Annotated in this window: 9 protein-coding genes and 1 rRNA gene; 9 read left to right on the forward strand and 1 reads right to left on the reverse strand. The window is 67.8% G+C overall.

The window, feature by feature from the left end; all coding sequences use genetic code 11:
- The first annotated feature begins 36 nt into the window (after positions 1–36).
- The 9 genes from FZ029_RS31350 (at position 37) to FZ029_RS31390 (ending at position 11,426) form a co-directional block, all read left to right on the forward strand.
- Positions 37–1,002 (forward strand): glycosyltransferase, encoded by a 966-nt coding sequence (locus tag FZ029_RS31350; RefSeq protein ID WP_149201243.1) that lies wholly within the window; start codon positions 37–39, stop codon positions 1,000–1,002.
- A gap of 24 nt (positions 1,003–1,026) precedes the next feature.
- Positions 1,027–2,229 (forward strand): glycosyltransferase family 4 protein, encoded by a 1,203-nt coding sequence (locus tag FZ029_RS31355; RefSeq protein WP_149273977.1) that lies wholly within the window; start codon positions 1,027–1,029, stop codon positions 2,227–2,229.
- Positions 2,230–2,607: 378 nt separating this feature from the next.
- Positions 2,608–3,777, forward strand: coding sequence for a glycosyltransferase family 4 protein (locus FZ029_RS31360; RefSeq protein WP_247892590.1), 1,170 nt, complete (start codon positions 2,608–2,610; stop codon positions 3,775–3,777).
- An 80-nt stretch (positions 3,778–3,857) separates the two neighbouring features.
- A complete protein-coding gene (locus FZ029_RS31365; protein ID WP_149273979.1) occupies positions 3,858–4,787 on the forward strand; it encodes a polysaccharide deacetylase family protein in 930 nt (309 codons plus the stop codon).
- A 337-nt stretch (positions 4,788–5,124) separates the two neighbouring features.
- Positions 5,125–5,418 carry an acyl carrier protein gene (locus tag FZ029_RS31370; RefSeq protein ID WP_085083499.1) on the forward strand — a complete coding sequence of 98 codons (294 nt, stop codon included), beginning with the start codon at positions 5,125–5,127 and terminating at the stop codon, positions 5,416–5,418.
- 80 nt (positions 5,419–5,498) lie between these two features.
- On the forward strand, positions 5,499–7,094 hold the full coding sequence (locus FZ029_RS31375) for an AMP-binding protein (protein WP_149273981.1): 1,596 nt from the start codon (positions 5,499–5,501) through the stop codon (positions 7,092–7,094).
- Between the two features lie 105 nt (positions 7,095–7,199).
- Positions 7,200–9,263, forward strand: coding sequence for an asparagine synthase (glutamine-hydrolyzing) (asnB, locus tag FZ029_RS31380; RefSeq protein WP_149273983.1), 2,064 nt, complete (start codon positions 7,200–7,202; stop codon positions 9,261–9,263).
- A gap of 55 nt (positions 9,264–9,318) precedes the next feature.
- Complete coding sequence (gene nadE / locus FZ029_RS31385) at positions 9,319–10,323, forward strand: NAD(+) synthase (RefSeq protein ID WP_149201238.1); 1,005 nt, start codon at positions 9,319–9,321, stop codon at positions 10,321–10,323.
- The gene (locus FZ029_RS31390) at positions 10,320–11,426 is read left to right on the forward strand and encodes a GNAT family N-acetyltransferase (RefSeq protein ID WP_149273985.1); all 1,107 of its coding nucleotides are present in this window, start codon (positions 10,320–10,322) and stop codon (positions 11,424–11,426) included. Before nadE ends, FZ029_RS31390 begins: the two co-directional genes overlap by 4 nt.
- Positions 11,427–11,574: 148 nt before the next feature.
- Here FZ029_RS31390 and FZ029_RS31395 read toward each other — a convergent pair.
- Positions 11,575–11,704: ribosomal RNA gene (locus FZ029_RS31395) — 23S ribosomal RNA — on the reverse strand; the annotation flags it as partial.

Here is an 11,704-nt window from a genome sequence, read left to right on the forward strand (position 1 = left end):
GACCCTTCCCATTTTGCTTCGACCGAAGGCAGACCCATGAGCCCGAAGAAAGAACCGGCGAACAGTTACCATCCGGCGAGCAATGAAAAGGTTACCGTCGTGATCCCCACCCGCAATCGCCCGGACATGGTGATGCGGGCGGTGCGCAGCGCTCTCGACCAGACCTATCGGGACCTGGACGTCGTCGTCGTGATCGACGGACCGGATCCGGCCACCGCCTCCCATCTGGCGACGCTGGCCGATCCGCGCCTGACCGTGATGGAACTCGAGACGAACCACGGCGCCGCGGAAGCGCGCAACATCGGCGTGCGCAGCGCGCGGGGCGACTGGATCGCCTTCCTCGACGACGACGACCATTGGATGCCGGAGAAGGTGGCGCTGCAGATGGCCGCCCGCCCGGCCGGCATCCGCCTTCCCATCGTCAGCTGCCGCTGCCAGGTGGTGACCGCCCGCGGCACCTTCGCCTGGCCGCGGCGGCTCGCCACCCCGGCCGACGCCATCGGCGATTACCTGTTCGTCCGACGCGGCCTGTTCAAGGGCGAGACCTTCGCCCCCACCACCACGCTGCTGGCGCCCAAGGCGCTGCTGCTGCGCAACCCCATTCCCGAATCCCGGTTCGACGACTGGGAATGGCTGATCACCTGCGGCCGGATCGACGGCGTGGCCCTGGTCCACATCCCCGAGGTGATGGCCGTCCATTACACCGAGAACAACCGCGTCACGCTTTCGACCTGCCACAACATCAACCATGCCCTGGAATGGGCGGAGTCGATGCGCGACAGCCTGTCGCCGCGCGCCTATGCCAGCCTGCTGCTGCAGGCGACCGGCGGCGAGCAGGCGGCCCGGACCGCCGGAACGCGCTGGCGCATCCTGAATTCCGCGCTGCGCGACGGTCAGCCGACGCCGATGGCGCTCGCCACCTTCACCATGCATTCGCTGATGCCGGTCGGTCTGCGACGCCGCCTGCGGCAAGCCTTGTTCTCCGCGTCCGACGCCGCCTGAGCACGAAAAAGGACCCAGACGCCTATGGACAGCACAAACGACAGCCGTACCCCCGCAAGCCCGCCGGATGCATCCCACCGGATCGCGATCGTGTTCGCGACGCCGGGTGCACTCGACGGCGGCGGCGGCATCGGCCGCATGACGGGTTACGTGGTCGACCAGTTCGACAAGTCGGGCACGACCCGATCCATCATCCTCGATACACGCGGCACCGGTAGCGTTCTGCTGTCTCCCTTATATCTCGGCCTGACCCTGACGCGCATGGCCTGGATCCTGGCGCGTCGCAAAGCCTCCGTCGTGCACATCAACGTGTCCGAGCGGGCGAGTTTCCTGCGCAAGGCGGCGGTCCAGGCGGTGGCGGGGCTGATGTCCTGCCCCACCGTGGTCCACCTGCACGGCGCCTCCTTCGTCGAATTCTTCGAGGGCGGCATCTTCGCCCGCGCCATCAGCCGCTGGCTGTTCAACCGCTGCGGCCGGGTGGTGGTGCTGGGCGACAACTGGCGCGATTTCCTGGTCCAGTCGGTCCGCACCGACCCCCGCAAGATCCGGGTGCTCTACAACGCCGTGCCCGATGTCGGCGCCGACCTCGGCCCGCCCGTGCCGCCGGAGCCGGATGCGGTCCTGTCGCTGCTGGTGCTCGCCAACCTGTCGGAGCGCAAGGGCATCGGCACGCTGTTGCGTGCCGGCGCGCTGCTGAAGGAGCGCGGACAACCCTTCCGCGTCACCATCGGCGGCGGCGGCGACGTGGAGGGCTATCGCGCGATGGCGGCCGAGTTGGGGATCGCGGAGAACTGCAGCTTCCTGGGCTGGATCGGTCGGGAGGAGGCGCATGCGCACATCCGCTCCCACGACATGTTGCTGCTGCCCTCCACCCATGAAGGACTGCCGATGGTGATCCTGGAGGCGCTTTCGGCGCAACTGCCGGTCATCACCACGCCGGTCGGCTCGATCCCGGAGGTGCTGACCGATGGAGAGACCGCGCGGATCATCCCGGTGAACGATCCGCAGGCACTGGCCGACGCCGTCGTCCAGGTCGGCCACGACCCGGCTCTCTACCGCCGCCTTGCGGAGAACGGCCGGCGCCTGTTCCTGAAGCAGTTCGTCATCGATGCCTACGCCAAGTCCCTGCTGGCGATCTACCAGGAGTTGGACCGCAGCGGCGCCGAGCTGTCGGGGGAGCTGGACAAGCTCGCCGGATCGGCCGCCACCGCATCCAAACGGCGGTGATCCAAGGTCATGGCCGCCTCGATGATCGGTCTGGAAAACAATCAAGACGAGTATGACCGGAAGGAAGGTGCACATGCACAGGTTGGGTAACCATACCGGCAAGCCAACCCGTTCGGTCGCTCCACAGCGTGCGGGTGACGTATCGCGTAAACTTGCACGTGGATGTCGCCCGGCCTTCGGCCACGGCATGTTCCAAACGGCGGCAGTCGACCGGCCGCATCACCACGCACCTCCCTGTACGGTCTGAAGAACGAGCCGACAAGGGACCGAGGCCAAAAACATAACAAGCCCGCCGCAGCCGTCGAAGGACGGTCGTCACACGGTAAAAGCCGGGGCGCAACGCAGGAACGGCGGGCCGGGAAAGGATCAGGAGCGGACATGATCTATATCGTCTCCCCCGGCGGCACGCAGGAGAAAGGCGGAATGGGACGTGTGGTCGACAACTTCACGACGGATCTGCGGCAGAACTGCCCGGATGTGAAGTTCGAGGTGGTCGACAGCTACGGTCCCGGCAAATTCCACCTGATGCCGCTATATTTCGCACGGGCGACCGCCCGTCTCGCCGGCTGCTTCGCCGCCGGCAAGGCCGACCTCGTCCACATTCATATGGCGGAATATGGCAGTGTCCTGCGCAAGGGCATCCTGATCGCCTTGGCCCGCAGCTTCGGCGTGCCGGTCGTCCTGCACCTGCATGGCGGACGCTTCCCGAAGCACTTCAAGGACAGCAGCCCGCTGATGCGCTGGGCGATCCGCCGCATGATGGCGATGACCAGCGAGATCGTCGTTCTGGGCGAGTTCTGGCGCGACTGGGTGGCGGAGGCCTTCGGGCCGGAGACGCGGCAGCGCACCACCCTGCTGCACAACGCCGTGCCGGGCCCGGCCTCCCCGCCGGTGCGCGACGACGCGGAGGAAGGCTTCGCCGGTCCGGTGCGCCTGCTGTTCCTCGGCCGGCTGATCAAGCTGAAGGGCATCGACGTCCTGCTGAACGCACTCGCCTCCGCCGCCTGCCGCGACCGGAACTGGCAGATCACCATCGCCGGCGACGGCGATCTGGAGACCTATCGCGGCCTAGCCACGGATCTCGGCATCGCCGACCGCGTGCGCTTCACCGGCTGGCTCGACCAGGCAGGCTGCCGGCGCGAGCTGGCCAACGCCCATGTGCTGGTCCAGCCCTCGATGTTCGAAGGCCTGCCGATGTCGGTGCTGGAAGCGATGGCGGAGGGGCTGACCATCGTCGCCACCCCGGTCGGCAGCGTTCCGGACGCCATCGCCGACGGCGAGACCGGGCTGCTGGTGCCGCCGGGCGATGTCGCCGCGCTTGCCGATGCGCTGGCGCGGGTGATCGACGACCGCAACCTGCGCCGCAACCTCAGCGCCGGCGCCCGCGCACGGTGGGAGCGCCAGTTCGACGTCGCCGTCTTCCGCGAACGTCTGCTGGAGATCTACCGCCGCAACGCCCGCGGCAGCCTGACCACGACGCCCGCCGTCCCCGCCGGCCCGGTGCCGGCCTCGGGACCGGCGGGCCATACGAAAAGCACGACCGGCTGACGCGGAGAGCGGCAGGCCGCTTCCGGTTCAGGCCGCTCGCGGCCCGAACCGGGAGCATCGACATGAAGGAGGGGGGCACCATGAAAAACGCCATTGCCAATCTGGTGCGCTGGTCGGGATTCGGTGCGATGCAGCGGTTCCTGAAGGCGCGGCACGCCGTCACCATCGTCGTCTACCACGACCCGGCCCCTGAGGTGCTGCGCGAGCATCTGCGCTGGTATGCCAAGCATTACGGCTTCACCACGCTGGACGCCGTTGCCGTCGCCATGGAGAGCGGCCGCTGGGACAAGCTGCCGGCCTATCCGCTGGTCATCACCTTCGACGACGGGCATCGGAACAACACGGCGCTGGCGCCCTTGTTCCGCGAGTTCGATTTGCGGCCGACAATCTATCTCTGCAGCCAGATCGTCGGAACCGCCCGCCCCTATTGGTGGAAGACCGCCGCCGCCGACGGCATCGGGGTGGAGCGGCTGAAGCGGGTGCCCGATCCCGAACGACGCCGCCTGCTGGCCGAAGCCGGCGACGATCCCGATCGCGACGGCGCCGACCGTCAGGCGATGACCTGGGACGAGATCGCGCGGATGACCGATGTCGCCGATTACGGCGCCCACACCCGCACCCACCCGATCCTGCTGCAATGTGACGACGGCCGTTGCGCCGACGAGATCGCGCTCTGCCGTGCTGAGCTGGAGGAGGCGTTGGGCCGGCCCTGCCGCCATTTCGCCTTCCCCAACGGCGACTTCAGCGACCGCGAGGTGGAGGAGATCCGGCGTGCCGGATACCGCACCGCCCGCACCATCGATCCCGGCTGGAACGATTCTTCCACCGACCCGCTGCGCCTGAAGGCTTTCCCTGTGTCCGACGACGCGACCGTCGATTGGCTCAGCGTCCAGCTGACCGGTATCCCGGCCTGGCTGCGCAAGCGCAAGGCCGCCGCCGACAGCCCGGCCGCCGAGGTGACACCCGAATGGGCAGGCTCGATGGCAAAACCCAAGTCCGCGGGCGTATGACCGCGACCGGCCACGCCAAGCCGAAGGTCTGGCGACAAGCGACAAGCCCTATTACCGGAGAACAGAGTGGCTAACCACAGACTTCAATCCACTCCTATCCTTTGAGCCCTCGCAAACCACCGCCTCCATCACAATAAAATTGCATATCGCGCGGATGCGAAAACAAGGAGCCAATCCACCGCGGGACACATGACAAGGGATGGCCTGACCCACGGCCCCGACATCATCCCCGCGAGCCACCCGGCCCCGTCCACACCGAACCCATTTCGACAGACCTCGTCAGACATCGTTTCGACCGAACCCACGTCGACCGAACCCAGCAGGAGTTTTCAGAGACATGCGGACCGCCACCCTGACCGACACGACCCTGACCGCTCCCGCCCTGCCGGAAATCCGCGCCTTCATCGTGGAGAATTTCCTGCTCGGCAAGGACTCCGGCTTCGACAACAGTGAATCCCTGCTGGAGTCGGGGATCATCGACAGCACCGGCATCATGCACGTCGTCGCCTTCCTGGAAGAGCGCTTCGGCATCGCCGTCGACGATGACGACATGATCGCCGACAACCTGGAGTCGGTCGACCGCATCGCCAGCTTCGTCGACCGCAAGCAGGAACTCCGCAACGCCGCCTGACATCGGTCGAGCGACGGGCGCCAACGGACAGGCCCCGCGGAAGGGCCCAGCGGTAAGCCGACGGCAAGAAGGAGGGTTCCTTGGCCCATCTGGTTCACCAGTTCCTCAGCGAGACGACCGGGCGGGATCCTTCCCGCACCGCACTGATCGCCGGGGATGCCCGCCGCAGCTTCGCCAAGCTGGACCGCGAGAGCGATGCCGTCGCCTGCGCGCTCCAGTCAGCCGGGGTGGCCCGCGGCGACCGCGTGGCGGTGATGCTGGAGAACTCCATCGAATATGTCGCCGGCCTGTTCGGCACGCTGAAGGCCGGCGGCGTGTTCGTGCCCGTCAACCCCTCGACCAAGGCCGACAAGCTGACCTACCTGCTGGCCGATGCCGGCGTCCGGGTCCTGATCGCGCCGGCAGCATTGGCCCGGCAGGTCCTGCCGGCGCTGGAGACGGTGGAAACGCCGCCGGCGGTTCTGTGGGTCGGCGCCGGGCTGCCGCCCGGCGCATCCGGTCTGCTTTACGCCGACGCGCTGACGGCTCCGCAGCGCCAGCCGGCCGATCCCGGTCTGATCGACCAGGATCTGGCGGCGATCATGTACACCTCCGGCACCACCGGCCGGCCGAAGGGCGTGATGCTGACCCATGCCAACTACGTCAACACCAGCTGGTCGATCTCGACCTATCTGGGGAACACCCCCGACGACGTGGTGATGTGCGTGCTGCCGCTGACCTTCGGTTACGGCCTGTCCCAGGTGCTGACCGGCGCCCGCGTCGGCTTCACCCTGGTGCTGGAGCGCTCCTTCGCCTTCCCGATGGAGACGCTGAAGCGCATGGTGCAGCATCGGGTCACCGGCCTGCCCGGCGTCCCGACCGTCTTCTCCACCCTGCTGGGGCTGGAGGCGGCGAAAACCGCCGACCTCGGCAGCCTGCGCTATCTGACCAACGCCGCCGCCCCGCTGCCGGCCGCCCATCTCCGCCGGCTGCGTGAGCGTTTCCCCCAGGCCGTCTTCCATTCCATGTACGGCATGACCGAGTGCTGCACCCGCATCAGCACGCTCGACCCCGCCGATCTGGACGCCAAGCCGGCCTCGGTGGGACGCGCCATTCCGAACTGCGAGGCGTTCGTCGCCGACGAGGACGGCAACCGCCTTCCCCCCGGCCAGGTGGGCGAGCTGGTGGTGCGGGGAGCCAACGTGATGCGCGGCTATTGGAACCGGCCTGAGGAAACGGCCCGGCGCCTGCGTCGCGGTCCCCAGGGCGAGACCCTGCTATTCACCGGCGACCTGTTCACCCAGGACGCCGAGGGGCACCTCTACTTCGTCAGCCGCAAGGACGACGTGTTCAAGTGCCGCGGCGAGAAGGTCAGCCCCAAGGAGGTCGAGAACGCGCTGTACGAACTGGAGGGCGTTCTGGAGGCCTGCGTCATCGGCGTCCCCGACGATGCCGACGGACTCGCGGTCAAGGCCTTCCTCGTCCCGCGCGACGGCGCCGCCATTTCCGAGGCGGCCATCCGGCAGCATTGCCGCGGCCGGCTGGAGAGCCACCTCGTGCCGAAATTCATCGAGTTCCGCGACAGCCTGCCGAAGACCGACTCCGGCAAGATCCGGAGGGCGGAGCTGGCGGAGGAGATTACCAAGGCCCCCTCCCCGACCCTCCCCCGCTTTGCCGGAGAGGGGGCAAGCCCCTGATCAGGAAAACTGCGGCAGTCCCTCCCCCGCCCAGCGGGGGAGGTTAGGTGGGGGTCTAACCTCGCCACCAAGAACAACACCCACCCCAGGACAGAGAGCACGCTCATGTGTGGTGTCGCCGGAGTTCTCGCAGGATCGCGTGCCGAACCTGCCGGTCTGGACGAGTTGAAGCGCATGATCGCCATGCTGGGCCACCGCGGCCCGGACGGCTACGGCTTCTACCGTGACGACCGGATCGGGCTTGCCCATGCGCGCCTCAGCATCGTCGGTCTGGCCGGCGGCTTCCAGCCGATCCACAACGAGGACCGCACCCTCTGGATCAGCTTCAACGGCGAGATCTTCAACCATGTCGAACTGCGGCGGGAGCTGGAGGCGCGCGGCCACCGCTTCTACACCCGGACCGACACCGAGGTGATCGTCCACGCCTTCGAGGAATACGGTCCCGCCACCTGGGCCAAGCTGAACGGCCAGTTCGCCATCTGCCTGTGGGACGCCACCCGGCGCGAGCTGTGGCTGGTCCGCGACCGGCTCGGCATCCTGCCGCTGTTCTATGCCCGGCGCGGCGACCATCTGGTCTTCGCGTCGGAGGCCAAGTCCCTGTTCGGCGGCGGTCGCGTGACGCCCGCCTTCGACCCGGCCCGTCTCGCCCAGGTCTTCACCCACTGGAGCACCGCGCCGCACGGCAGCGTCTTCGCAGGGGTGGAGAGCGTTCCGGCGGCCACCGCCATCCGCGTGGACTCCACGCTGGCGCTGCATGTCGACCGCTACTGGCAGCCCGATTTCGTCACCGATCCGTCACTGGCCAACCTGTCGCTGGACGAGGCGGCCGACCGGCTGGAGGAGAAGCTGCTCGACGCAATCCGCCTGCGGCTGCGCGCCGACGTGCCGGTCGGCGTCTATATCAGCGGCGGGCTCGACAGTTCGGTGATCGCGGCGCTGGCCCGCAAGCTCGACACCACCCACATGCACAGCTTCGGTGTCCGCTTCACCGACGCCGGCTTCGACGAGACACCGCAGCAGCGGCTGGTCGCCGGCCATGTCGGGACCGAGCACCATGACATCCTCTGCGGCCCGCAGGACATCCAATCCGCCCTGCCCGACGTCATCCGCCATGGTGAGACGCCGCTGATCCGCACCGCCCCCGCCCCGCTGTTCCTGCTGTCGCGTCTGGTGCGCGAGAGCGGCATCCGCGTGGTGCTGTCCGGCGAGGGTGCCGACGAGTGGCTGGCCGGCTACGACATCTTCAAGGAGGACAAGGTCCGCCGCTTCTGGGCGCGCCAGCCCGGCAGCAAGGCACGGCCGAAGCTGCTGGGCCGCGTCCATCCCTTCGCCGCCGTCAACGGCCAGAAGGACAGCCCGCTGTGGCAGGCCTTCTTCAAACGCGGGATGATGGACACCGACGAGACCTTCTACGCCCACCGCACCCGCTGGCGGAACACCGGGTGGTCACAGCGTCTGCTGTCCGCCGACGTCCAGGCAACCGCCGACGATGCAGCCTTCGAAGCGCATGTGGCGGCCCATCTGCCGGACGGTTGGTCGCGCTGGTCGCCGCTGGCCCGCAGCCAGTGGGCGGAGATCGCCACCTTCATGACCCCCTACCTGCTGTCGGCCCAGGGCGATCGCGTCGCCATGGCCAACAGCATCGAGGTCCGCTACCCGTTCCTCGACCCGGCGGTGGACGACCTCTGCGCCGCCCTGCCGGATCGGGTGAAGATGCTGGGTCTGCGCGACAAGCTGGCCTTGCGCCGGCTGGCCGCCCGCCATCTGCCGGCCGAGATCTTCCAGCGGCCGAAGCGGCCCTATCGCGCGCCGATGACCACCGCCCTGTTCGGCGACGGCGCCCCGGACTATGTCCGCGATCTGCTGTCGCCGGAGGCGCTCGCCCGCTACGGCCTGACCGACGCGGCGGCGGTCGGCGCGCTGGCTGACAAGGCCCATCGCCAGAACGGCCGCATGGCCGGCGAGCGGGAGGAGATGGCGCTGGTCGGCACGCTGACCCTGCAGATCCTCGCCCACTACGTCCAGGACGAGCTTCCCCAGCGCATCCGCGACCAGCGCGATGCCTTGGACCGCGCCGAAATTCATGTGCTGGAGGATCGGGTGGCCGACACCCGGACCGCCACGCCCCAGTCAATTGCCCAGTCCATTGCCCAGCCCACCGCGGCCTGACCGCCGCGATTCTATCCGACCGACGATGCATCAACCCCCATCGGGAACCGTGACCATGCTGAACGCCCTGTCCTCGTTCGACTCAAAGGCCCTCGATCTGGATTGCGCGTCCGCGGCGCGCGAGATCGAAGACGCCATCCAACGCATCGTCGCCCATGATCTGCGCCGCCAGGGCATCGTGCTCGGCGTGTCCGGCGGCATCGACAGCTCGGTCTGCGCCACGCTCGCCGTCCGCGCCCTGGGGCCGGAGCGCGTGCAGTGCATCCTGATGCCGGAGAAGGAGAATTCACCGAAGAGCACCCGCCTCGGCACCCTGCTCTGCGAGCATCTCGGCGTCACCCCGGTGATGGAGAACATCACCGGCCCGCTGGAAGCTCTCGGCTGCTACGAACGGCGCGACAATGCCATCCGCCGGCTGTTCCCGGAATTCGGGCCGGGCTGGAAGCAGAAGATCGGTCTGGCCGGCAACCTGCTGGACGCCGACCGTGTCAACTACTTCACCCTGACCGTCGAGTCGCCGGAGGGCGAGCGCCAGACCAGCCGCATGCCGGTGGACGTCTATCTCGACGTCGTCGCCGCAACCAACCTGAAGCAGCGCATCCGCAAGACGGTCGAATACACCCACGCCGACCGCCTGAACTACGCCGTGCTCGGCACGCCGAACCGGCTGGAGTACGAGTTGGGCTTCTTCGTGCGCGGCGGCGACGGTCTGGCCGACCTGAAGCCGATCGCCCACCTGTACAAGTCGCAGGTCTACCAGATGGCGGCCCATCTCGGCCTGCCGGCGGAGATCCAGGCCCAGTCGCCCAGCACGGACACCTACACCCTGCCGCAGTCGCAGGAGGAGTTCTACTACGCCCTGCCCTACGACAAGCTGGACCTGGCACTCTGTGCCTACGGGCGCGGCGCCAGCGAGGAGGAGGCTGCGGCGGCGCTGAACCTCACCATTCCGCAGGTCCATCGCGTCTATAAGGACATCACCGCCAAGCGCCGGACGTCGGCCCGCATCCTGCGCGATGCCCATCTGGTGCAGCCGGTGTCCGTCGGGGAGGAGGCATGAGCGTCATCGACTGGAAGCAACGTGGCGTCGCCCGGTATGAACCGGGCGACCGCGCCGCTCTGGAGACGTTCCAGCGCGCGCATTTCGGTGCGGAGGCGATCCAGCTTTGTCCCGACCATTTCCACTGGCTGTTCGAGGAACCGCCGGAGCGGGAGCATGAGGGGCCGCAGCTCTGGCTGTGCAAGCGGAACGGCGCGGTGGTCGGCCAGCAGGGCGGCATCCCCTTCGCCCTGAAGGTGGGTGAACGCAACCGGCGGGCCTCTTGGGCGATCGACCTGATGGTCGCCCCGGAATGGCGCCTGCGCGGTGTCGGTCCCGCCCTGTCGGAGACCCACTCCGCGGCCGGCGACCTCGCCGTGTCGCTGTCGATGACGGAGGCCGCCTACAAATCCTACAAGCGCGGTGGCTGGCTCGATCTCGGCAATGTGCCGACCTATCTGCGGGTGATCGATCCGCTGCGTTGCCTGCGCGTCAGCCCCTATGGCGGGGGCTTGGCCAAGCTGGTCGCCAGGGTGGGCAAGCCGGCGCTGGCCACCGCCTCCATGGGCTACGGGCTGTCGGCCAAGCTGCTCGGCGCCAGACTGGTGGAGATCGACCGCTTCGACTACCGGGTCGACGACCTGTGGGAAGCGGCCTCGGCGCAGCATCCGGTGATCGCCCGGCGCGACTGGGCCTTTCTGAACTGGCGCTTCGACCTCACGCCGCAGGCCGACCGCTTCCGCCGCTTCTACGTCATGCGCGGCGAGACCGTGCTGGCCTATGTCGTGCTGCGGGTGGATTACTGGAAGGGCGAGCCGGTCGGCGTGGTCTGCGATTATCTGGCCCGGCCGGGCTGGCTGGTGGCGGCCTTCTCGCTGATGACCGAGTTGGCGCGCCGGCAGGGCATGGTTGCGCTGATGTGCCGGACGCTGAATGCCCAGGCGGCGCGGCCGCTGTCGATGATGGGCTTCCTGTGCCTGAAGAACGGCCTGCGTACGCCGACCCGCATGATGGTGCGGCCGGCGCTCGACCAGCCGGAGCTTGCCGGCACGGTCGGCGATCCGAAGAACTGGTTCGTCACCATCGCCGACAGCGACATGGGCTTCCGGAGCCTGGGCGAGTAGGAGAAAGCCAAAATTCCAAACGCGAAAAGGCCGTCTTCCCATAAGGGAGGCGGCCTTTTCGCTGATCGCGATAAAATCGAGTTTCAAGTGACGGGATGCGTCTTCAGATCGTCCATGAAGCGGCTTACCGCTGTGCATGGCGCCCGGTGAGATCAAGCCGATCGAGCGATTAGTAAGGCTTAGCTTCAAGCATTGCTGCCCGTCCACATGCCTCCTATCGACGTGATGGTCTGTCACGGCTCTCAAGGGAGCTCTGGTTTAGAGGTGGGTTTCCCGCT

Source organism: Azospirillum sp. Sh1 (assembly GCF_008365135.1).
Classification (GTDB): Bacteria; Pseudomonadota; Alphaproteobacteria; order Azospirillales; family Azospirillaceae; genus Azospirillum; species Azospirillum oryzae.

Coding starts and splice junctions, on each gene's coding strand:
- FZ029_RS31350 (WP_149201243.1), top strand. CDS start 37: ATGAGCCCGAAGAAAGAACCGGCGAACAGTTACCATCCGGCGAGCAAT.
- FZ029_RS31355 (WP_149273977.1), top strand. CDS start 1,027: ATGGACAGCACAAACGACAGCCGTACCCCCGCAAGCCCGCCGGATGCA.
- FZ029_RS31360 (WP_247892590.1), top strand. CDS start 2,608: ATGATCTATATCGTCTCCCCCGGCGGCACGCAGGAGAAAGGCGGAATG.
- FZ029_RS31365 (WP_149273979.1), top strand. CDS start 3,858: ATGAAAAACGCCATTGCCAATCTGGTGCGCTGGTCGGGATTCGGTGCG.
- FZ029_RS31370 (WP_085083499.1), top strand. CDS start 5,125: ATGCGGACCGCCACCCTGACCGACACGACCCTGACCGCTCCCGCCCTG.
- asnB (WP_149273983.1), top strand. CDS start 7,200: ATGTGTGGTGTCGCCGGAGTTCTCGCAGGATCGCGTGCCGAACCTGCC.
- nadE (WP_149201238.1), top strand. CDS start 9,319: ATGCTGAACGCCCTGTCCTCGTTCGACTCAAAGGCCCTCGATCTGGAT.
- FZ029_RS31390 (WP_149273985.1), top strand. CDS start 10,320: ATGAGCGTCATCGACTGGAAGCAACGTGGCGTCGCCCGGTATGAACCG.